Origin of the sequence: Ruficoccus amylovorans, assembly GCF_014230085.1 — a bacterium.
In the GTDB taxonomy this organism is placed as follows: Bacteria; Verrucomicrobiota; Verrucomicrobiia; order Opitutales; family Cerasicoccaceae; genus Ruficoccus; species Ruficoccus amylovorans.
In genome coordinates this window covers 565,696-586,942 of record NZ_JACHVB010000035.1, presented here as the reverse complement: position 1 = coordinate 586,942, position 21,247 = coordinate 565,696, and the positions used below count along the sequence as shown (strand labels likewise).

19 protein-coding genes are annotated in these 21,247 nt (G+C 64.7%); 2 read left to right on the top strand and 17 right to left on the bottom strand.

Annotated elements, in window-relative coordinates; genetic code table 11:
* Nucleotides 1–19: 19 nt before the first annotated feature.
* The 17 genes from H5P28_RS14000 to H5P28_RS13920 all read right to left on the bottom strand — a co-directional run bounded on the left by H5P28_RS14000 (nucleotide 20) and on the right by H5P28_RS13920 (nucleotide 19,350).
* Nucleotides 20–1,321, bottom strand: a complete 1,302-nt coding sequence (locus tag H5P28_RS14000) for a cell division protein FtsZ (protein WP_185676327.1) — start codon at nucleotides 1,319–1,321, stop codon at nucleotides 20–22.
* Between the two features lie 21 nt (nucleotides 1,322–1,342).
* On the bottom strand, nucleotides 1,343–2,554 hold the full coding sequence (gene ftsA, locus H5P28_RS13995; RefSeq protein WP_185676326.1) for a cell division protein FtsA: 1,212 nt from the start codon (nucleotides 2,552–2,554) through the stop codon (nucleotides 1,343–1,345).
* Between the two features lie 18 nt (nucleotides 2,555–2,572).
* On the bottom strand, nucleotides 2,573–3,502 hold the full coding sequence (locus tag H5P28_RS13990) for a cell division protein FtsQ/DivIB (protein ID WP_185676325.1): 930 nt from the start codon (nucleotides 3,500–3,502) through the stop codon (nucleotides 2,573–2,575).
* A gap of 3 nt (nucleotides 3,503–3,505) precedes the next feature.
* Nucleotides 3,506–4,483, bottom strand: coding sequence for a D-alanine--D-alanine ligase family protein (locus H5P28_RS13985; protein ID WP_343075481.1), 978 nt, complete (start codon nucleotides 4,481–4,483; stop codon nucleotides 3,506–3,508).
* Nucleotides 4,480–6,657, bottom strand: coding sequence for a UDP-N-acetylmuramate dehydrogenase (murB, locus tag H5P28_RS13980; RefSeq protein ID WP_185676323.1), 2,178 nt, complete (start codon nucleotides 6,655–6,657; stop codon nucleotides 4,480–4,482). Before murB ends, H5P28_RS13985 begins: the two co-directional genes overlap by 4 nt.
* A complete protein-coding gene (locus H5P28_RS13975; protein WP_185676322.1) occupies nucleotides 6,654–7,772 on the bottom strand; it encodes a UDP-N-acetylglucosamine--N-acetylmuramyl-(pentapeptide) pyrophosphoryl-undecaprenol N-acetylglucosamine transferase in 1,119 nt (372 codons plus the stop codon). Before H5P28_RS13975 ends, murB begins: the two co-directional genes overlap by 4 nt.
* Entirely contained in the window at nucleotides 7,769–8,854 is a 1,086-nt protein-coding gene (gene ftsW, locus H5P28_RS13970; protein ID WP_343075480.1) for a putative lipid II flippase FtsW, read from the bottom strand. Before ftsW ends, H5P28_RS13975 begins: the two co-directional genes overlap by 4 nt.
* A gap of 67 nt (nucleotides 8,855–8,921) precedes the next feature.
* A complete protein-coding gene (locus H5P28_RS13965) occupies nucleotides 8,922–10,064 on the bottom strand; it encodes a muramidase family protein (protein ID WP_185676321.1) in 1,143 nt (380 codons plus the stop codon).
* Nucleotides 10,061–11,386, bottom strand: coding sequence for a UDP-N-acetylmuramoyl-L-alanine--D-glutamate ligase (gene murD / locus H5P28_RS13960; RefSeq protein ID WP_185676320.1), 1,326 nt, complete (start codon nucleotides 11,384–11,386; stop codon nucleotides 10,061–10,063). The genes H5P28_RS13965 and murD overlap by 4 nt, the downstream gene beginning before the upstream one ends.
* A 12-nt stretch (nucleotides 11,387–11,398) precedes the next feature.
* Nucleotides 11,399–12,499, bottom strand: a complete 1,101-nt coding sequence (gene mraY, locus H5P28_RS13955; RefSeq protein ID WP_185676319.1) for a phospho-N-acetylmuramoyl-pentapeptide-transferase — start codon at nucleotides 12,497–12,499, stop codon at nucleotides 11,399–11,401.
* Nucleotides 12,493–13,869 carry a UDP-N-acetylmuramoyl-tripeptide--D-alanyl-D-alanine ligase gene (locus H5P28_RS13950; RefSeq protein WP_185676318.1) on the bottom strand — a complete coding sequence of 459 codons (1,377 nt, stop codon included), beginning with the start codon at nucleotides 13,867–13,869 and terminating at the stop codon, nucleotides 12,493–12,495. The genes mraY and H5P28_RS13950 overlap by 7 nt, the downstream gene beginning before the upstream one ends.
* Nucleotides 13,870–13,873: 4 nt before the next feature.
* Nucleotides 13,874–15,454, bottom strand: a complete 1,581-nt coding sequence (locus H5P28_RS13945) for a UDP-N-acetylmuramoyl-L-alanyl-D-glutamate--2,6-diaminopimelate ligase (protein WP_246456211.1) — start codon at nucleotides 15,452–15,454, stop codon at nucleotides 13,874–13,876.
* A 22-nt stretch (nucleotides 15,455–15,476) separates the two neighbouring features.
* Nucleotides 15,477–17,252: a peptidoglycan D,D-transpeptidase FtsI family protein gene (locus H5P28_RS13940; RefSeq protein WP_185676316.1), complete on the bottom strand. Its 1,776-nt coding sequence runs from the start codon at nucleotides 17,250–17,252 to the stop codon at nucleotides 15,477–15,479.
* Nucleotides 17,252–17,671 carry a hypothetical protein gene (locus tag H5P28_RS13935; protein WP_185676315.1) on the bottom strand — a complete coding sequence of 140 codons (420 nt, stop codon included), beginning with the start codon at nucleotides 17,669–17,671 and terminating at the stop codon, nucleotides 17,252–17,254. Before H5P28_RS13935 ends, H5P28_RS13940 begins: the two co-directional genes overlap by 1 nt.
* Nucleotides 17,672–17,674: 3 nt before the next feature.
* On the bottom strand, nucleotides 17,675–18,619 hold the full coding sequence (rsmH, locus tag H5P28_RS13930) for a 16S rRNA (cytosine(1402)-N(4))-methyltransferase RsmH (RefSeq protein ID WP_185676314.1): 945 nt from the start codon (nucleotides 18,617–18,619) through the stop codon (nucleotides 17,675–17,677).
* A gap of 28 nt (nucleotides 18,620–18,647) precedes the next feature.
* Complete coding sequence (locus H5P28_RS13925) at nucleotides 18,648–18,854, bottom strand: hypothetical protein (RefSeq protein ID WP_185676313.1); 207 nt, start codon at nucleotides 18,852–18,854, stop codon at nucleotides 18,648–18,650.
* A 40-nt stretch (nucleotides 18,855–18,894) separates the two neighbouring features.
* Nucleotides 18,895–19,350: a division/cell wall cluster transcriptional repressor MraZ gene (locus H5P28_RS13920; RefSeq protein ID WP_185676312.1), complete on the bottom strand. Its 456-nt coding sequence runs from the start codon at nucleotides 19,348–19,350 to the stop codon at nucleotides 18,895–18,897.
* Between the two features lie 152 nt (nucleotides 19,351–19,502).
* On the opposite strand from H5P28_RS13920, the gene H5P28_RS13915 reads away from it, so the two are divergent.
* Together H5P28_RS13915 and H5P28_RS13910 are read left to right on the top strand one after the other, a co-directional pair.
* Nucleotides 19,503–20,255, top strand: coding sequence for a TlyA family RNA methyltransferase (locus H5P28_RS13915; protein ID WP_185676311.1), 753 nt, complete (start codon nucleotides 19,503–19,505; stop codon nucleotides 20,253–20,255).
* Between the two features lie 22 nt (nucleotides 20,256–20,277).
* Complete coding sequence (locus H5P28_RS13910; protein WP_185676310.1) at nucleotides 20,278–21,120, top strand: NAD(+)/NADH kinase; 843 nt, start codon at nucleotides 20,278–20,280, stop codon at nucleotides 21,118–21,120.
* Nucleotides 21,121–21,247 lie beyond the last annotated feature (127 nt).

The following is a 21,247-nucleotide window of genomic DNA, read 5'->3' as shown; positions in this document are numbered from 1 at the left end:
AAATCCCCTGCGCTCAACCTCAGACCGGGATGCGCACGCCGCGCCGCAGGTAGGTCGGCACGTCAAGGTCTTCGCCTTCGTAGAGGTTGCGCTCGGTCTTCTCAAAATACCCGCGCTGCTCCTCCTCCGAGACGAACAAAAACTCCTCCTGGCTCTCGATTCCGTCCGCGCCGACGGTCTTTTTCAGCTTAGAGCGATGGACCGGGTGCACGGTCTGGGTGGCCGAGGCTGTACGCAGGAGCGGCTCTTCCGGCTCCTCGTCCTCGAAGGCCGGGGTTGCCGCCGGGGCCGGGGCGCTCTTGCGAGTCACCTGCCGCACGTAACGACTTCCGGCTACATCGGTCGTACCGATGACGCAAATCTCCACCGTGTTCTGGAGGCTCTCGTCGATGACCGCGCCCAGAATGGTGTTCTCGCGGCTGCCGAACTGCTCTGTCACCACGCTCATGATCTCGTTGACCTGGCGAATACCCAAGTCCGTGCCGCCGACGATGTTGACCAGCAGCCGGTCGGCCTTGCGGGCGTACTCGGGCAGGTTGAGCAGCGGGCAGGATTTTAAATCCTCGATGGCGGCGGCCACACAGTCCTCGCCCTCGCCGTGGCCGAGCCCGAAGAGGGTTTTGCCGCCCTGGTTGCAGAAGGCTTTGCGCAGGGTCGCGAAGTCGAGGTTGATCAGCCCGGTCTGGGAAAGCATGGTGCAGATCGAGCGCACGCCGCGGTCGATCCAGATGTCGGCCTGCGCGAAGGCGTCGAGCACGGTCGCCTTGTCGTCGAGCATCTGCATGAGCAGGTCGTTAGGCAGCGGGATAACGGCGTCGCAGGTCTTGCGCAAGTCGCCCAAGGCGTCCTCGGCCTGCTGGTGGCGCTTGGCTCCCTCGATGGTGAACGGCAAAGTGACAAAGGCGATAACGAGCGCCCCCTCCTCGGCAGCAAGCTTGGCCACGACCGAGGCGGCTCCACTGCCGGTGCCCCCGCCCAGTCCGACAAGCAGGAAAATCAGGTCCATCCCGCGCAGCAGGTTACGGATGGCATCGGCGTCGCCTTCGGCGGCCTTCTTGCCCAGCTCGCTCTCGCCCCCGGTGCTGAGCCCGCGCGTGACCTTGCGGCCGATCATGAGCTTTTCCGGCAGCGGGGAGCTGGCCAGCGCCTGGGCGTCGGTGTTGATGGCGGCGAGCTTGACCGAGCCGCTGCGGTCGAGCTGGAGCCGGTCCACCGCGTTGGTCCCCGCACCGCCCACGCCGATGATCTTGATGCGGGTGGACTCTTCGCTGAGTTCGCCGCTGAACATGCTGTTTTGGTTTTTAAAGTTGTCTGCTTCCATCCCGTGCTACCCTCCCTTGGTTCAGATCGAGAACAGTTTGCTCACCTTTTTCATCAAGCCCTTCGGCGCTGGCGGAGCCGTGAACTCCTCCTGATGCTGGCCGGTCAGGGCGTAGTGCATCAGGCCCAGCGCGGTGCTGTAGCCGGGGCCGCGCAAATCCTCGCGCACCCAGTCCGGGTTCGAGCCGACGCGCACCGGCAGTCCGAGGATTTTCCCCGCCAGTTCGGGAATGCCGGGCAGGACCGAGGCCCCGCCGCTGAGCACCACCCCGCAGGGAAGCACTTCCTCGTCGGCGAATTCGCCCAACTGCTTTTTGAGAATCTGGAAAAGCTCATCCAGCCGCAGTTCGATAATCTGCACCAGCGACTGGCGCGAAAGGTAGCGGTCGCCGATCATCTGGTCGCCGACCATCCAGACCTTCTCGCCCTTGTCGTCCTTTTCGACGAAGGCCTTGCCGAACTGCTTCTTGAGCTTTTCGGCGTACTTGCGGTTGACGCGCAGGCCCAGGGCGAGGTCGTTGGTCAGGTGGTCGCCACCGACCGGCACCACCCCTGTACGCATGATAACCCCGTCGCGGTAAACCGCCCAGTCCGTCGTGCCGCCGCCCATGTCGAGCACGAGCGAGCCGCGGCGCTTTTCCTCCGCCGTGGCCACCATGCTCGCCGTGGCGATGCTGGAGAGGATCATGTCCTCCACCGGCAGGCCAAAGCCGTTGATAATGTGGATGTGGTCGCGCACGCGGGCCTCGTCGCCGTGGACGGACCAGTAGCTGACCTCCAGCTTGTTGCCAGGCTGGTTCAAAGGCTTGTCCACCGCCTCGCCGTCGAGCCGGAAGCCGTGCTTGATGTGGTGGATATAGACGCGCTCGGCGGAGAGTTCCTTACCCTTAGCGTCGTCGATGACGCGCTGAATGTCATCGGCGCTCACGCGGTTCTCGGAGGAAGAGACATTGACCGAGCCGACGTGGTGAAAGCCCTGCAAATGCCCCCCGGTTTGTGAGAGGTAAACCGCCTCGACCTGCACGCCCGCGCTTTTCTCCGCCCCCATGATGGCGGCGTGCACGCAGTTACTGGCGGCGCGGAAGTCCGTGATCTCCCCCTTCTTGACCCCCGAGCTGGAGCTCTCGGCCATCCCGATCAGGTTCAGGCTGCGTCCGTTAACGATTTCCCCGATCAGTGCCACCACGTGGGTGGTTCCGATTTCGACGGCTCCGACGATTTTGCTTTGGCTCATGGGATCTTACGTTATCGGTTAGCGGCTGCGGCTGGTCCGGCCCTGCGACTGGGCCAGTGTGAGAACAGGTTCCTGGTAGCTCAGGTCGATGCGGGGCACCTGCCCGACGGGGCGCTCCTCCAGGCGGGTGTAAATCTTGCGCAGGCGCGAGAGCTGGTTGTCGAACCCGCTCGGGGCGAAGACCAGTTCCTGCTTGTCGCGGGTGACGACCTTGATCGTCGCGCCCAGCTCGGCGGGATCACCCTGAAAGTTCCGCACGGAAACGATGCGCCAGTTCTCGAATATCTCGGGGTAGCCGTTTTTGGCGAGGTCGATCAGCTCGCAGATGGTGGTCATGCCCGCCACGGGGGCGTAGCCGTCGCCCTCCCGACCAATGGAGGCCACATCGAGGAAGGGCAGCGGTTCAAGCTGGTCCGGTGCGTAGTGGGAACCCTGATACACGACCCCTTCGGCATCGACCAGACGCAAACCACGGCGGCCCGAGGCGTCAACAATGACCAGCCGCATGACCGGACGGCGCTCGCGCACGCTGACCACGAGCGAGTCCGGGAAACGCTTTTCGACCGAAACCTCGCGGGTCTGCCCGGCGCTCAACAGGTGGCGGCGGATGCCCTCGATGTCCACATCGGCCAGGGCGATTTCGCGAGGAAGGTCGATCCGCTCCATCAGCCAGTCGCGGCTGAGCACCCCGTCAGTCTGGAAGTAGATATTGCGCAACTGTCCGCTCGCGCCGACCACGGTCAGCTTTTCCGACTTGGTGTTCAGGAAGTAAAGCCCCCCGGCAATGCCCCAGAGAACGAGCAAGACCGCGAACACCGCCCCGGCCATGCGGGCGCTGATCGCCCAGCGACGCTTACGGGCGACCTTCGTCTGGCCGCGCCCGGCCGAGCTCTGCTTGATGCTGTGCCAGGAGGAGGATTGGTTTTTAGCTGTTTTTTTCTTGGCCATGACTCAGGTCAGTTGAGGGTTTCCGTCGCTGTGCGGGGCGGCTCCGGGGTTTGCATTTGTCGCGTGCGCGCGGCCCCGTCGCAGGGCGGGTTCGGCCATTCGGCGTGCCAGTTCCTCGAACGAGAGCCCGCGACAGGACGCGCTTTTGGGCAAGAGGCTGGTCGGCGTGAGGCCGGGGATCGTGTTAATTTCCAGAAAATACGGCAGCCCGTCCGGCGTCAAAATAAAGTCCACCCGGGCGAAGTCCCGACAGCCACAGGCGGCAAAGGCGCGCTCGGCATAGTCGCGGCAGTGGGCCGCGAGTTCCTCCGGCACCTCGGCGGGAAAAATATAACGGGTCTCCCCGGCGGTGTACTTGCGCTGGTAGTCGTAAACGCCACCTTTGGGCACGATCTCGACGATGCCCATCGCCTCGCCGCCGAGCACGCCGACCGTCATTTCGCGGCCCTTGATAAAGGCTTCGGCCATCCAGATGCCGGGAGTCAGACAGGACAGCGCCTGCTCCAGCTCCTCGCGGTTAGCCGTCAGGTGCAGGCCGACACTGCTGCCCTGATCCACCGGCTTGATCACCAGGTGAGCGCCCAGTCGCTCGATCAACGCCGCGGAAGCAGGCATGTTGTCGTAAGAAAAGACCCACGCAGGCGCTTCTGCGAATCCGCACCCGGCAACGCGGGCCTTGGTCGCGGCCTTGTCCATGCACAGGGCGCTGGCCTCGGGACCGGAACCGGCATAGCCGAAACCCCGCGCCTCCAGCAAGGCCTGAATCTGGCCGTCTTCGCCAAAGGCTCCGTGCAGGGCGGGGAAAATCGTGGTCCGCTCCGGGTCGAGCCCCTTCGGGAGCGCGGGCTGGTCGAACTCGACCACCGCCACCTCGAAGTGCGCCCGCAACGCCTCGGCCACGCTGTGGCCGGAGACGAGGGACACCTCGCGCTCGCTCGAAGGACCGCCGCACAGGACGGTGATGTGGGGACGTTCACTCACAGCAGTTCCTCCCATTTCAGCCCGGCCAGCAGGACTTCGGGCTCAAGTTCCACCCCGCGCTCGCGACGGGCCGTCTCGCGAATGCGGCGCACCAGTGCGATGACATCGGCAGCGGTCGCCCCCCCGGTGTTGACAATAAAGTTCGCGTGCACGGCGGAGACTTCCGCCCCACCCTCGCGCAGGCCCTTCAGGCCCAGCTCATCAATGATCCGGCCCGCGTGCCCGCCTTCGGGGTTTTTAAAAATGCAGCCCGCGCTGGGCTCGCGCGGCTGGCTCTCCTTGCGGGAGCCCGCGTAGCTGTCCATGCGGGCGCGGATGCTCTCGCTCTCGCCGCTCTGGCCGCTGGCAAAGACCGCACTCAGGGCCAGTCCCTGCGCGATCTCGCGGCACTGGCGGTAGCCGAAGTGGAAACGCTCGCGGGGCCAGGTTTGCAGTGCGCCGGAGGCGTCGATGAAGGTCACTTCCGCCACCACATCAAAAGTCCAGCCCCCCATCGCCCCGGCGTTCATGCGCAGCGAGCCGCCCACCGTGCCGGGGATGCCTTCGAGAAATTCAAATCCGCCCAGTCCGTTTTTCGCCGCAAAGCTGCAAAGCTGCTTCAGGCGCACGCCCGTCCCGGCCACGATCCGGCCTTCGGGGTCGAGCTCCAGCCGCTGCCAGGTCTCGTGCCGGAAGCCCAGCGCGAGCCCGTCAAATCCAGCGTCGGCCACGATCAGATTCGACCCGCGCCCGAGCGGTAACACAGGCAGGCCGAGTGACTTCGCCTCGCGCAGGAGGTAGGCCACGTCGGCCTCGGTGGCCGGTTCGGCATAAAAGCGGGCCGGGCCGCCAATCCCGATGGTGGTCTTGCGGGCCAGCGGCTCGCCCAGCCGGAGTACGGCCCCGGTCGAAAGGCCTTCGCGCCAGTTGAGTGCCTGCTGGCGGTCGCGGACAAAGCGCGCCGCCATCCGGTCGATATCCCCTGCCCCGACAAAAAGCAATGCGGCGGGACGTTCCTTTTCCAGCGCACGGTCGAGCACGCCGTTCAGGTCCGCCGGGCTGACCGCCTCCAGACACTCGGGCGCTTCGCTGAGGATGCGCTCCTCCGTGCCGCCCGCGTCGGGCAGCTCGCTGGCGGCGTAAACCGGCAGTACCCAGGCCCGGTCGGCGGCGGCAAGCACCTGCGCGAACTCGCGGGCGAACTGCCGCGTGCGGCTGTAGCGATGCGGTTGGAAAACGACCCACACCGGCCCCTCGGACTGGTGCTTGACCATGCCCAGCAGGGCGCGAATCTCCGTCGGGTGGTGCGCATAGTCGGCCATGACCCGCATCCGCTCCTCGCGGTGAATCACGTCCTGGCGGCGGCAGATGCCGGGGAAGGCCGCCAGCGGGTTCTCCGGCACCACGCCAGAAATCAGGCGGCAGGCCTGGAGCGCGGCATTGGCGTTGTCCAGGTTGAAGTTGATGCCGGGGGCCTCGAATCGCAGGACCGGGGCAGCCGCGCCCTCCTCGGAGGGGAAATTTTCGGGTAAAAGGATGTGCTCGCTCGTGCGCGAAAAGAGCCGGGCAAAGGCCGCCCGCAGGTCGGCCTCGGTGCGGTAGCGGTCGGCGTGGTCCCAGTCGAGGTTGACCACGAGCGTGACCGCCGGGGAAAAGCCTTCGATCGTGCCGTCGCTCTCGTCCACCTCGGCCACCAGCCAGGGCGAAGTCGCCGAGTAGCGGGCCGGGGGCGTCGCCCCGTCGCTGAAAAGCCCGCCCAGCACGTAGCCGAAGTCGAACCCAACCGCGCGCAGCATGTCAATCAGCATGCCGGTGGTGGTGGTTTTGCCGTGGCTCCCGGCGACGGCGACCAGTTTTTTGCCCGCAGCCAGCCGGGCGAGGAACTCCCCGCGTCGCAGGCAGGCCGCGTCGATGCCGCAGCGGGCCAGCAGCGGATGGGCAGGATCGACCGCGCTCGAACGCACCACCAGCGAGGAGGAGTCCACCGACCCCACCTGCGGTGTATCCAGAATCTCAATACCCTGTGCCTCCAGCAAGGCGCGGATCGGAGCCTTCAGGTTGTCGTCCCACCCGCGCACGCGGCAGCCCGCCTGCGCCAGGTACACCGCCAGCGGGGCCATGCCCATGCCGCCGATGCCGAGCAGGAAAACTTCCTCGGGGAGCGTGGTTTGCAGGTTTTCGGGCAGGGTCATCATGCTTGCTGGGGACGGGGCTGGCCGGGGCGTTCGGCCGCGATGCTTTCGAGATCGCGGATCATTGGCTCGATCGGGCTGGTCCGGTCGAGTCGCTCCAGATTTTCGCGCATCTTGTTCAGGAGCCAGTCGTTAAAAATGGTGTCGATAACTTCGTCGGTGAGGGAGGAGATATTCTCCTGCTCGACCACGATGGTGCCACCTTGCTGCTCAAAGAAGCGGGCATTGGCACGCTGGTGGTCGTCAGCGGCGAAGGGAAAAGGAATAATGATCGAGGGCGTGTGGCAGCGGATAAACTCCGCGATACTGCCCGCCCCGGCCCGGGAAACAACGAGATCGGCGGCTGAGAGCACCTCGGCCATGCGGTCGCAGAACGGGACGAAATAGGCGCAGGCCACTTGCCCGTCATCAAGCTTGTGCTCGACCATGCCCATCGTGCCGTGGTTGAGCCCGGTCAGGCAGTACACGCTGATATTTTCGCGGGCCAGGCGGTCGAAGTTCTCCGTCACCCACTTATTCAGGGCGACAGCGCCCTGGCTGCCGCCGAAGACCAGCAACAGCTTACCGGAGACCTGGATGCCGAGCTTCTGCCGGGCCACATCCTGCGGCAGGCGGCGGATCTCCTTGCGTACCGGGTAGCCCGAGTGGCGCACGGTCTGCGGGGGGAGGCTTTTGAGTTGCGTGCCCTCGGGCAGGTAAATCCGCTGGGCCAGCCCGCTCAGCATGCGGATGGCGCGGCCGGGGCGGCGGTTTGCCTCATGCAGCACGACCGGGTAGCCGAGCATGAAACCCGCCAGCGTGACCCCTACGCTGAGAAAGCCGCCAAAACCGACGATGGCGGCGGGCTTGCGGCGGCGGATAAGCCGCACGGCCAGGATAAAGGAACGCAATTGCTCCCACTGAAAGCGCAGGAAGCCAAGCGGTTTCCACGACATACCGCAACCCGGCGAGCGCACGAACTCCAGTTGCGGGTAGCTCTTGACCAGGCGCGAGTCCACATCCTTGTTGCTGATGAGCAGGCACGCCTCATGCCCGGCGCCGACCAGCCCTTCGGCCAGCGCGATGCCGGGGGCCAGATGCCCGCCGGTTCCTCCACATGCGATCAGAAAGGTACTCATAGGTGACGGGGCCGCTTGAGGGCCGGTTTTTGCCAGTGGCGAAAGCAGTTCAGGATCAGCCCGACCAGCACGAACATGACCACGAGGTTCGAGCCACCGTAGCTGATGAAGGGCAGCGACATGCCTTTGGTCGGCAGCAGGCCGGTGACGACCCCCATGTTGATGAGGGCCTGGAAAGTCAGGAACCACAGCGCCCCGCACACCAGCAGAAACTGGTACATGTTCGGGGCGCGGCGCAGGCTCCACACGCCGCATAAAAAGACGATTAAAAACAGCGTGACCACGGCGGCAGTTGTGATGAAGCCCAGTTCCTCCCCGATGACCGGGAAGACAAAGTCCGTGTGCGACTCGGGCAGGTAGGAAAGCTGCTGGCGTCCGTTGCCCAGTCCCACGCCGTCCACACCCCCGGCCCCGAAGGCGAGGATGCCCTGCCAAAGCTGGTAGGCGCTGTCGGATTTGTTCGCCTCCACATCCATGAACGAGGTCACCCGGCGCAGGCGGATGGGGTCCAGGTAAACCGCCACGCTGAAGGCCACCAGCGCGAGCAGCCCGCTGGGGATGAGAAAGAGCAGCCGCGTTCCGGCGACAAAAAGCATGCACAGCCCGACAATGCCGCACAGCGCGGTCGTGCCGAAGTCCGGCTCCAGCATGATGAGGCCGCAGACAAGGCCCAGCCCGAGGCACGGCAGCACGAAGCCTTCCCAAAACCTGGTGATCTGGCGCTGGTTCTGCGCCAGGTAATGGGCCATGCCAAAGATCAGGGCCAGCTTCGCCAGGTCCGAGACCTGAAGGCGCATCATCCCCAGGTCGAGCCAGCGGCTCGCGCCGTTGACTTTTACCCCGATACCGGGGATGAGGACCGCGACCAACAGCAGCAGCGCCACCCCGACGATATACCAGGTGCCCTTGCGCACCGTGTCGAGGTTGAGAAAGGCGGTAAAGAGCCCGGCCATCAGCGCCAGAGCCAACCAAAGGCTCTGGCGCTGAAAGTAGAAGTACGGGTTTGAGCTGAGGGATTTGCCGGCGCTGGAGAGCACCACCAGCCCGAGGAAAGTGAGCGCGGCCACACAGAGCGTCAGCACACTGCCGGCACTTAACAAGCGCAGATTACTTTCTCTCGGTTTCAGATCCGTAGCTCAAAGGAAGTTCTTAGTTTGTGCTCTGAACCTCGGCGGCAGGAATGTCGTCAAGGTTCTCCAACAGAAGCTCCGCATTATACTCCTCGATCACGGCCGGTTGGGACGGAGCCGGTTGCGGCGCGGGGACCGGGGCCGGAACCGGCGCAGGAGTCGTGGCGGGCTTGGCGCGGGGAGCCGGAGCAACCGGGGCCGGGGACGAAGTTGAGCCCTGCCCGGGGATGACCAGCTTTTGCCCGGCGCGCAGGGCGCGGGGGTCGGAAATGTTGTTCTCCGTCATCAGCTCGGAGACCTTCACGTTGTAACGCTTGGCGATGGCACCGAGCGTGTCGCCCTTTTGGACCAGGTAGGTGCCTTCGGGAAGCGAGGCGCTGGAGCTGCCCGACGAAACCGACGGAGCAGTAGCACCGCTGCCGGAGGGAATCAGCAAGGTCTGCCCGACGATGATCGTGTCGCTGGAGAGGTTGTTGGCGCTCTTGATGGCGCGGACGGAGGTGCCGTTACGTTTGGCGATGGCCCCGAGCGTGTCCCCGGACTTGACCGTGTAGCTGCTGGCGCTTTCGCTCACCGACCCGGCGGAACCGGCACTGAGGTCGCCGGCGGGCGGCTCGTAGGAAGCAGCGCTGGCGGCGGGGATGACAAGCACCTGGCCGACCTGGAGCACCGACTTGCGGTTGAGGCCGTTGGCGTCCATCAGTTCGTTGAGCGTGACGTCGTGGCGGCGGGCGATGGTCGTCAGATTGTCGCCCTTTTTCACCGTGTAGCTGGAGGTTTCCATCGCGGGCGAGATCCTGGTCACACCGGCGGCGACGAGCCCCTCGTTCATCGGCTCAAGCACGGTGACTTCCTGCCCTTCGATCACTTCGGCGGGCTGGTTCTCGTTCAGGTTCCAGCTCGGGCGGGTCGGAGTGGAGCGCAAGCGCGTCACCTCGGGCGTGCTCTCAGCCTTAATCGGCGCACCGCCGACGGTGTACTGTTGCTGACGGTAATTCTGGTTCGCCTCGGATACGACAGTCCCGTCCGGCGGGCCGACGACGCCTCCCGAGCCGGTGGTCTCGGCGTCCGGTCCGCTTTGACAACCCGGGGTGGCAAAGAGGAATGCGATCACGGCCAAATGAAGGCCGATCACGCAGAGGAATATCTGACTGATTTTCATGACAACGTTTCTCCAGTTTTTGCGCATGCGCTGTTCGTATCAGTGGCCTTCTGTTTCTTCAAACCCAAAACCGCCTGCTCAAATGCAAATCCCCGCTGGGTATAGCTCTCGAACATATCCAGACTGGAAAAGCCCGGACTGAGCAGGACCACGGCCCCGGCGGGGGCCTGGGCGAAGGCTTTCGCCACCGCCTCGGGGATACTCCGGCATACCTGGCACCCGACCCCGGCAGCCTGTAAATGTTCCGCCAGTTCGGGGGCGGTTTCACCCAGCAGGGCGGCCCCCTGTATCTGTCCGGCCATAGCCTGGGCAAAAGCCCCTATGTCGCCGCCCTTGGATTTACCCCCGCCGATCCAGATGACCGGCTGGCGGAAGGTCTTCATCGCGGCCAGGGCGGAAGCGAAATTCGTCGCCTTGGAGTCGTTCCAGAACGACACCCCGCGCAACTCGTCCACCTTTTGCAGGCGGTGCCGGGGCAACCGGAACTGCGCGGCGGCGCTCTCCAGCGTGACCACGCTCATCGACTCCTTTTCCCAGAAAGCGCGCACGAGGCGGTAATTCTCCTGCTGCGGGTAGCTCAGGAACGGCGAGTTGGCGGGTGGGCCGCCGAGCTTGTCCTCGCGGCGTACCACGCGCGTGAAAGACGGCAGGGTCTTGCCGAATTTCTCCGCCCAGGTCGCCACCGACTCGCCGATCACCAGGCTGGGCCGGGACAGTTGCTCGACCAGTCGCCACTTGGCCTCGAAGTAATCCTTGAGCGAGGGGTAGCGTTCGAGGTGGTCCTCGTCGAAATTCGTCCAGATCAGCGACTGGGGACGAAAGTGCTTCAGGCTCTCGGACTGGAAGGAGCTAACCTCCACCACCGCCACCGCGCCCTCGTGGTTGCTCAGCTCGAACAACCGCGACATCGGATAGCCGATGTTGCCCACGGCCACAGCCTGCTGTCCGGCACGCTTGAAGGCGTAGGCCAGGAACTCCGTCACGGTGGTTTTTCCATTGGTGCCGGTCACGGCGATGCTGCCTCCGCCCCAGTACAGGGACGCGAAATCAAGCTCTCCGAGCACCATGCAACCGGCCTTGCGGGCGATCTCGAACCACGGATGCTCGGGCGGAAAGCCGGGACTGTGGACGACCAGCCCGTGGCGGGCGGCCTCGTGCTCGCCAAATTCCGTGCGCGCCTGCGCCCCACCCCGCTCGTCGTACACCTCGAAGAACCGCCCCTGCGAACGCAACAGGTCGCCCGCGGCACGACCGCTGACGCCCGCGCCGAAAATCGCGGCGGGCCGTTCGAGCAGAGGCTTGAGCAGTTCGGGGGTTTCCATCGATGAGAAAGGTTAGCGGAGCTTGAGCGTGGCCAATCCGGCAAAGGCGCACATCAGAGAGATAATCCAGAAACGTATCACGACTTTGTTTTCGTGCCAGCCCAGCAGTTCAAAATGATGATGCAGCGGGGCCATCCGGAAGACGCGCTTGCCCCGGAGCTTGTAGGAGCCGACCTGGAGAATGACGGAGATAGCTTCGGCCACAAAAATCCCGCCCACGATGATGAGCGTAAAAGGCTGGTGGATGATAAAGGCCATCGTTCCGATGATCCCGCCCAGCGCGAGCGAACCGGTGTCGCCCATGAAGACCGTGGCCGGGTGGCTGTTGTACCACAGAAAAACCAGGCTTGCGCCAACGAGCGCCGAACAGATCACGGCCAACTCACCGCTACCGGGGATGTAGCTGATCAGCAAGTAGTCGGAGATGATGACGTTACCGGCAGCGTAGGCCATCAGCCCGTAAACGAGCGTGGCCGTGACCGTGCAGCCGATGGCGAGGCCATCCACCCCATCGGTCAGGTTGATGGCGTTGCTGGAGCCCGCCATCACGAGGAAGAAAAAGATAAAGGCGAACCAGATCGGCATGGCCATGATGAGCGGTTCCTTCAGGAACGGCACCCACAGCTCGGACATTTTCAGGTGCGTCTCGGTGCTTCCCAGCAGCAGCGCAAGCGCGATCAAGGTCAACACGCCCTGCCCGGCCAGTTTCCAGTGGCTGGCGAGGCCCTTGGAGTTTTTCTTGCTCACCTTCAGGTAATCGTCGGCGAAGCCCAGCGCCGTCAGACCGGCATAGACGATCATCGTGACGATGACGTAGAGGTTCGGCTCGGCCCACAGCAGGGTCGAGATAAAGACCGACGCGAAAATCATCAGCCCGCCCATCGTGGGCGTGTCCTTTTTACCGGCGTGCAGGTCGGCCAGTTTGCCGACCTCGTCCTTGTTTCGGAGGGTCTGGGCGAGCTTGAGCTGACGCAGCCGGGCAAAGACCCAGGGCGCGATAATAAAGCCCACCACGACCGCCGTTCCCGCTCCCATCACGGCGCGGAAGGTGAGGAAGCGAAAAAGCCGGAAAGGTCCGAAGAGGTCACTGAACTCTGCCAGATAGGTCAGCATCGTTCAGCCCCTCCCTTCCCCATCGTTGGCAAAAGAGATTCGAGCGCGTAGGCACGGCTGCCCTTGAGCATGATAGCCCCGGAGAAATCCTTCACCGCCTCGGAGGCGTCCCGCGTCTCGGTAAACAGGCGCAGGCTCCCGGCCGGGTTACGGGCCTTGAGCAAGCCATCGCGATAGCCGTCGGCCTCGCTGCCGATGAGCACTGCCCGGTCGCCCTCGCGCAGGCGAATCCGTCCGCCGGTTTCCATGTGATAGCGGTAGCTCTCCACGCCCAGTTCCTTCATGCCGCCGAGCACGTAGAGCCGGGGCTTATCCGCCGGGGCGCTCGCCTCAAAGGCGGCCATTGCCTCGGCCATCGAGGCCGGGTTCGCGTTGTAGCTGTCGATATAGAAAGACTGTTCGCCGCAGTGGAGCCACTCCCCACGGTGATGCGATGCCCGCCAGTGGCTCAGGCGTTCACGCAGCAGGTCCGGACTGACCCCGCACAGCAGCGCGGCACTGAGGGCGAGTGCGGCGTTGCTGACCATGCCGGGCGAGTTGAACGGCAGTTCGCAGGTAAAAGCCGGGAGCGCTGCCGACTCCAGTTCGAGCCGGCAGCCACCCACATCCACATTGCCCATACGGCTAACTACGCACTGCTCGTCAGGCAAAGTCCGGGCCAGGTCCGGGTCGTCCGTCACCACCAGCGCGCGCGCACCAAGATCGCGGAAGGGCGCGTACTGCCAGCAGGCTCCGGGGAAAATCACGCGACGGGCCGAGCGGCCCAGGAGGGCTTTTTCCTCCGCCACACGCTCGACTGTGCCAAGCCGCTCCAGGTGAGCCGGAGCCACGCAGGTAATGATGGCGATGTCCGGCTCGATCATGGCAGCCAGAGTCGTCATCTCACCCGGCTCGTTGATCCCGGCCTCGACCACGGCGTGGTCGTAAAGCGCGCTGTCGAGGCGTGTCAGGGTCAGCGGGACGCCGAGAAAGTTATTTAAATTGCCCTCGGTGCGAAGGGTCCGTTCGCCGAGCAGGAGGCCGAGCAGGTCCTTGGTCGAGGTCTTGCCGCAGCTCCCGGTCACGCCGATGACCTTGCCCGCAAAGTCCCTGCGGTGCCCGGCGGCAATCTTCTGAAAAGCCTCCAGCGTGTCGGGGACGACGAGTTGGGGCAGGTCTTCCCCGACCTCGGCACGAACCAGCGCGGAGGCGGCCCCGGCCTCGCGGGCGGCGGGGATGAAGTCGTGCCCGTCCCGCGCCGGCGTCTCCAGCGCGACAAACATTTCCCCCGCCTGCGCCTGACGCGAGTCGTGGGTGAAGCCCGTCACACGCGACGGCGTGTGATCACCGGCCCAGGAGCCACCGGTCAATGCTGCAAGATCCTCGGGCATAAACTCAGGCATCCGGCTCAATGGCTTTCAGATTAATCAGTTCGCGGGCCACCTGACGGTCGTCGAAAGGCACCACGGTATCTGAAAATTCCTGATAGGTTTCATGCCCCTTGCCCGCGATGAGCACGCAGTCGCCCGGACCGGCTTCCTGCAGGGCGAGGCTGATGGCGCGGCGGCGGTCATCGACAAAGGCGATGCGCTCGGGTACGCTGACGCCCTGCCGCATGTCGTCGAAAATCTGCTTCAGGTCCTCCTTGCGGGGGTTGTCCGCCGTGGCCCAGGCGTAGTCGGCGAAGTTCTGCACCGCACCCGTCATCTTGGGGCGCTTGGTGCGGTCGCGGTCGCCGCCGCAGCCGAAGACCACCAGCAGGCGACCGGCGGTGATTTCGCGCAGCATGGTCAGGGCGTTGGAAAGCGCGTCGTCGGTATGGGCATAGTCCACCAGCACCTGATAGGGCTGGCCGGAAACGACCTTTTCCATGCGTCCGGGGACGCCCTTGAAGGAGGCAATACGCTCCACCAGGTCCGCCGGGGACTTGCCGTGCGCGTAGGCCAAGCCGACCGCCGCCACCGTGTTGGCGACGTTGTAATGCCCCAAAAGCGGGGTTTCCACCCGCACCCGGCCCTCGGGCCAGACGAGGTCAAAGGAGCTGCCCTGCGCCCCGAGCTTGATGTGTTCGGCCCGCAGGTCGGCGTCGGCGCAAACGCCGTAAGTAATCACCTTCACACCCTCGGGGACCATCCCCACCAAGCGACGGCCATAGGGGTCGTCGATATTAATCAGGGCAACCTTCGGCACCGACCCGAGCGCCCCGGTGAAGAGGCGACTCTTGGCTTCGAAGTACGCCTCCATGTTGCGGTGGTAATCGATGTGGTCCTGGGTCAGGTTCAGGAACGCCGCCACGGGGAAACGTACCCCATCGACGCGCTGCTGCTGGATGGCGTGAGAGCTGACTTCCACCACGGCCTGCTTGCAGCCCTCGCTCACCATCTGGCTGAGCATGGAGTAAATATCGAGCGACTCGGGCGTGGTCTTGTACGAGGGCAGCGTGCGTTTGCCCAGGTCGTAGTGGACGGTGCCAATCAGGCCCACGGTGTGGGGCTCGTCCGCCAGCAGGTGCTGGGCGAGAAAGGAGACGGTCGTCTTGCCGTTCGTGCCGGTGACGGCGAACAGGTCCAGCTCGTCGTCCGGGCGTCCGTGAAAGCGGCGGGCGACTTCAGCCAGCGCCGCACGGCAGTCCTCGACCTGGAGGTACGGCACCTGGCGGATGGACTCCGCCGGGCTCTCGGATACGATGCCGACCGCGCCCCGGTCGATAGCTTCCTCGATGTAGAGGTTACCGTCGGTGCGCAGGCCGCCGAGGGCGAAAAAGAGCGAGCCGGGGGCGACGCGGCGGCTGTCGGTGACGAGCGCGCGCACGGGCGTCTTGCCCTCTCCACGGAAATTTACCGCCGGCAGGTCCTTGATGAGTTCGTCCAGGCTGGGCCACTGCGGGCCGACGCTCGAAGCGCCGCCGCCAGCCATGCCAAACGAACACACGAAGGGCCGGCGCCCGCTGCGCAGTCCCCCCAGTAGCAGTTCCATTCCCGGTAGAGCCATTATCCAATCACCTTTCTGAAAGAGCCAGCATCTGTTTTTCCTCGCCCGGCTGGATGCCGAGGTAGGACGCACACTTCTCCGCCAGCGCACTGAAGGCCGGGGCGGCAACCTTGCCACCGTAGCCGACGCCGTTGAGCTGGGGCTCGTCCACCACCACAGTGATGACCAGAGCCGGGGAGGAAGCCGGGAAAAACCCGCTGAAAGAACCGATGTGGTGGCTGCTGGAGTAGCGGCCATTCACGATTTTCTGAGTCGTGCCCGTCTTGCCTGCGGCTTCGTAGCCGGGAATGGCGGCCTCGCGGGCCGTGCCTCCGGGGGCGCAGACCTTGGCCAGCATACCCGAGAGGGTGTAGGCCGTATCGGAAGAAATCACCCGGCGACGCGCCACCGGATCAAAAGAAACAGCCGTCTCGCCGTGCTCGTCGAAAAGCCTGCGCACGACCTGCGGCTGCATGAGCACGCCGCGGTTGGCCACCGTGGCCATCGCCATGTGGACTTGCAAGGGGGTCGCGCCGATGGCGTGGCCCATAGGCAGGCGGCTGATGGTCAGCCCGTCCCAACGCGAAGGCTCGGCCAGCAGGCCGCGCGACTCCGCGCCCATGCCCAGGCCAGTCTTTTCCCCGTAGCCGAAGGCGCGGGCGTATTTATAAAGACGTTCTTCCCCCAGGCGCATGCCCAGAAGCGCGGCCCCACGGTTGCTGGACTTCACGACGACCTCTTCCATGCTGATCTTGCCCAGCGGATGCGAATCCTTCGGCAGCGACAGCGGACGGCCCTTGTACTCGACCGTCGCCAGACTGCAATCCAGCTCATCCTGCGGGCGGACAAGGTGCTCCTCCAGCGCGGCGGCAGCGGCCACGATCTTGAACGTGCTGCCCGGCTCGTAAACGTCGCTCACGGCACGGTTGCGCAGGGCCTCGGAGGGGGACTTCCAGAAAACGTTCGGGTTGAAGCTCGGGTAGTTGGCCAGCGCCAGCAGGTAGCCGGTAGTCGGCTCGCTGACGATAATGGTCACGCCCTTGGGCTGGTAGGCTTTGACGATTTCCTGCACCTGCTCCTCGGCGAAGTGCTGGATCACCATGTCTAGGGTCAGCTCGACGTTCAGGCCGGGGCGCGGCTGCACCTCACGTGTCTGGAACTGCACCAGCTCGCGGCGACGGCCATCGCGCTCGGCCTCGCTCCAGCCGTCCTGCCCGCGCAGGTAAAAGTCCAGCCAGCGCTCGACGCCGGAGACGGCGGACTCCTCCTTGTTGATAAAACCCACGGTGTGGGCGGCCAGCGAGGTCGAGGGATAGACGCGCAGGTACTGCGGGTTACCGTAAACGGCGCGGATGTCCAGTTCGCGGATGCGCATGAGCGCGTCGCGGGTCACGTTGTCGGCCAGCTTGTGCCAGTGAATGTCGCGCAGTTCGGGGCCATCCGGGCCGTTGACCTCGCGCATGCGGGTGTCGAACTTCTCGCGGATCTCGCTCTCGGGCACGCGCAGGATCGCGGCCAGGGCGGAAGCCTTTTCGTAGTCCTCTTCCTTGATCGCGTGCGGGTCCACCCCGATCTGGTAAACCTCGGTCGTGGTGGCAAGCAGTTCGCCGCGCGAGTCCACGATGTCGCCCCGGCGGGCGTTGATGACCTGAAAGGTCTTGCGGTTGCTCTCAACGATCCGGCTCAGTTTCTCCTGATCGATCACCTGCAAATAAAACAGCCGTCCGAAGACGGAGGCAAAGCAGGCGACGATGCCAACGACAATCAGGATAAAACGGAAGCTGGAGACGAAGGAGCGGTTCATCAGGGCTGCGGGTTCCGTTGCTGGTTAATAAAGGCGAGGTCGAAAGACACGGTGGCCTGCTGCCCGGCTGTGGCGGACACGGAAGCATCACCCTGACGGGCCTGGGCGACATAGGCGGGAGCTGCGTTGGCCTGGATCCAGACGATCTGGTTGCCGCTGGTCGGGCGCAGCCCCTGGGGCATGTGCCGGATCAGAAATTCCGGGTTGTGGGCGCGGGCCATGCGCGCCGACAGGGTGGCGTTGTCGTTTTCGAGCACGCGCAGGTCGCGTTCCATCTGGGCCACGTGCTTGGCGGTGCCGGTGGTCTGGGTGCGCATCCACACGATACCGAGCGAACCGCCCACCGCGACCAGCAGGATCATCAGGCACAGGCCGGCGGACATCCAACGATACGAATTGAGGTCTTTAAGGTAATGCATGGCTCAGGCAGGTTGAAGTTCGGGAGCACCGGCAAGCTTGCGCACGGCGCGCACCTTGGCCGAACGGCTCCGGGGGTTGACGGCGATTTCCTCCTCGGAGGGAGCGAGCGGGCGGCGGGTCAGCAGTTCGGCGAACTGGACGCGCTCGTCCTGCGGACGGGAGTCTCCGGCGTGCTCGGGACGGCCCGCCAGGCGGTTGAAGAAGCGCTTCACGAGGCGGTCCTCCAGCGAGTGGAAAGTGATCACAGCCAGGACGCCCCCGGCGGCCAACCGCTCGAAGGCGGCGGGCAGGACGCGCTCAAGCACGCCCAGTTCGTCGTTCACCGCCATGCGGATGCCCTGAAAGGTCCGGGTCGCCGGGTGGATGCGCGAGGGCTTGCCGCCGCGCTTCGGGATGGCCTCGGAGACCAATTCGGCCAGCGAGTCGGTGCGGGACAGACGGCCGCTGCAGCGAGCCTCCATGATGGCCCGGCACACGCGCCGCCATGCCTGCTCTTCCCCCAAGTCACGCACCGCGTGCACGAGATCGCGCTCGGGAGCGGTCTCGAGAAACTCGGCGGCGCTTTGGCCGGATGTGGGGTCCATTCGCATGTCAGTGGGGGCGGGCTTGCCGAAGGAGAAGCCGCGTTCGGCCTCGTCGAGTTGGAAAGAGGATACGCCGAGGTCGAAAAGAGCCCCGGCGTAATCGTGTTCAGTCAGTGTTTGCAGTTGAGAAAATTCCAGGTGGTAAAAAGTGAAGCGGTGTCCGAATTCCTCGCGGAAGCGCTCGGCCCTGCGGGCGGCGTCCGGGTCGCGGTCAAGGGCGGTCAGGCGAACCTCGGGGCCGGACTCCAGAATGGCGCGGCTGTGGCCGCCGCCTCCGAAAGTACCGTCGAGGTAGTGCCCTCCCCGCTGCGGAGCGAGGAGCTCCAGCACCTCTCGCAGCATTACGGGAAGATGACCGGCCATCCTAGTAAAGAGAGCGTCCCACGGCAGCCTAGCGAAGGCGAAGCACATGGGAGAGAGCCCTCCATCCGCGGACGTTGACCTTGGTGGACTGCTCGCGACGCTGAAAGGCGTTGAACAGCGGACCGCCCTCGCCAGAGCGCGGGGCGTGCGGGGCGACCACGTGGAACGCGGTCGGCTTGCGGGTTTCCTGTTTGCCCAGGATTCCGGCATTATAGAGTTCCTGGCTGAGTCTCATATGGTTTGTTCGGTTAAGGCAGTGAAAGGTTTGAAAGCGGTTAGAGTCCGAGTTCGCTGAGGACGTCGCTGAGATCGCCGTCGTCTTCGTCGGCGGAAATGTAGGCGTCGTAGCGCTCGGGGTTCCAAAGGTGAAATTTGTCAACGCCACCGACGAGGACCACCTCCCGGGAGATCTCCGCCTGTTGGTAGAGACGCTCGCTCAGGTTGATGCGGCCGTTTTTGTCGATGGTGAACTGGTCCGCCCCGCTGAACAGCTTCATGACCGCCCGTTGAGCCTTCTGGTCGCCGAGTTTAATCGACGAGAGCTTGTTCTTGAGCTCCTGCACCAAGGCGGGCGGGTAAATGGTCACACAGCCGCAGGGATTGCGGAAAGCGAGATACAGAGCCTTTTCGTCCCCCTCAAAACGCCACTTCGACGGGACCGTCAGACGCTTTTTGGCGTCCAGATTGTGCCGGAACTCACCGGCATAAAGGCCCTGTTCAAAGGAGATCATGGAGAGAAGAAAGAGGATATCCGTTCCACTTCGCCCCAAATCACCCCACTTTGCTCCCCCTGTCAACGGAAAAAAACCACGCGACCCGCCGTTTTGGCTCGGAAAAACCGCGCCGGTGCCTTTCCTCAAATCGTCCCGCAACCCGCATCAACATGGAAAAAACACGCGCCGATGACCTCCTCGTCCGCTCCGGCCAGGCCGCCAGCCGCAGCCAGGCCCGGCGACTCATCCTGGAGGGCCGGGTCAGCACCCCCGGCGGCGAGCTCGTGACCAAGCCCGGACGCTTTCTGCCCCCGGACACCCTCCTGAGCGTAAAAGACCCGCCCCGCTTCGTCAGCCGCGGGGGCGACAAGCTCGCGGCTTACCTGGAACACTTCCCGGCGGACCTGGGCGGACGCCGCCTGCTGGATGTGGGGGCCTCGACCGGGGGCTTCACCGACTGCGCGCTCCAGGCGGGAGCGGCCAGCGCGACCTGCATCGATGTCGGCCACGGCCAGCTCCACCCCTCCCTCCTCGACGACTCGCGTGTGACCAACCTCGAAGGCGTCAACGCCCGCCACCTCGACCCAGCCACCCTGCCCCACCCGAGCTACGATTTGATCTCGATGGACCTGTCCTTTATCTCGCTCACCCAGGTCCTTCCCGCCGTCTGGCCGCTGCTGGAGCCGGGCGGGCTGCTCGTCGCGCTGGTCAAGCCGCAGTTCGAGGCCGGACCGGAGGAAACCCGCCGCACCAAGGGCATCATCCGCGACGAGGCCGTCCGCCAGCGCACCCTGAGCACGATCAAGCTCTTCGCCACCGGCAACCTGCCCGGCGCGCGCGTGGTCGGGGAAATGGACTGCCCCGTGACCGGGGGCGACGGCAACCGGGAGTTTTTGCTTGGTCTGACCCACGACGGGGCCTAGTCTGGCTTTTCACTTTCCCCCGATGAAGCCCATTACCCGGATCGCCCTCGTCGTCAATGCCCAGAAGACCGGCGCTCATGAACTGGGCAAGATGCTGACCCACCTCTGCGCCCAGGCCGGAGTCGAAAGCCGCCTGACCACCTCCCACCCGGTTGAGCGCGACTTCCTCAAGGGGATGGACGCCTGCTGTGTCCTCGGCGGCGACGGCACCCTGCTCTCCGCCGTCCCCGAGTCGATGGCCCACCGCGTGCCCGTTTTCGGGATCAATCAGGGCAAACTCGGCTTCCTGGCCACGCTCTCCGTCGAGGAGTCCGAATGGCAGTTTAAAAGAATTCTCGCCGGGGAGTACATCATCGAGGAGCGCTCCACCCTCCACTGCACCTCCGCCGGGGGTGAGGAAGCCTTCGCCTTCAACGACGTGGTGCTGAAAAGCCCCGACTCGCAAGGGCTGATCGGGCTGCGCGTCACCTGTGACGAGGAACTCGTCACCGACTACTGGGCCGACGGGCTGATTTTCTGCACCTCGACCGGCTCCACCGCCTACAATCTTTCCGCCGGGGGGCCCATCGTGCACCCGCACTCGAACGTCATCACCATGACGCCGATCTGCGCCCACACCCTGACCAACCGCAGCATGATCTTTCCCTCGCGCTCGCGACTGGCTGTCAACTGCTCCCCCCGAGGCAAGCCCCCCATTATCTCCGTGGACGGCAATCTCGCCTTTCACGGCTGCCGCCTGCCCCTGAGCATCCGCCGCGCCGACACCACCGTCCCTCTCCTTCAGCCGCCCAACCATTCCCACTTCCGCATTCTGCGCAGCAAGCTCATGTGGGGCGGCGAGGAAAGCATCGACCCCGGCATCTGATAAATAACCCGCACGTTTCCGATTAACACCGGCGACGGGTGCCCGAAAGCGATCCGATAAGGAATTTTGCCCGCGAAGGAACGCGAAGAGATGAAAGAAAAGGAGCTTCGCGGGTAAGCCCTCTTAA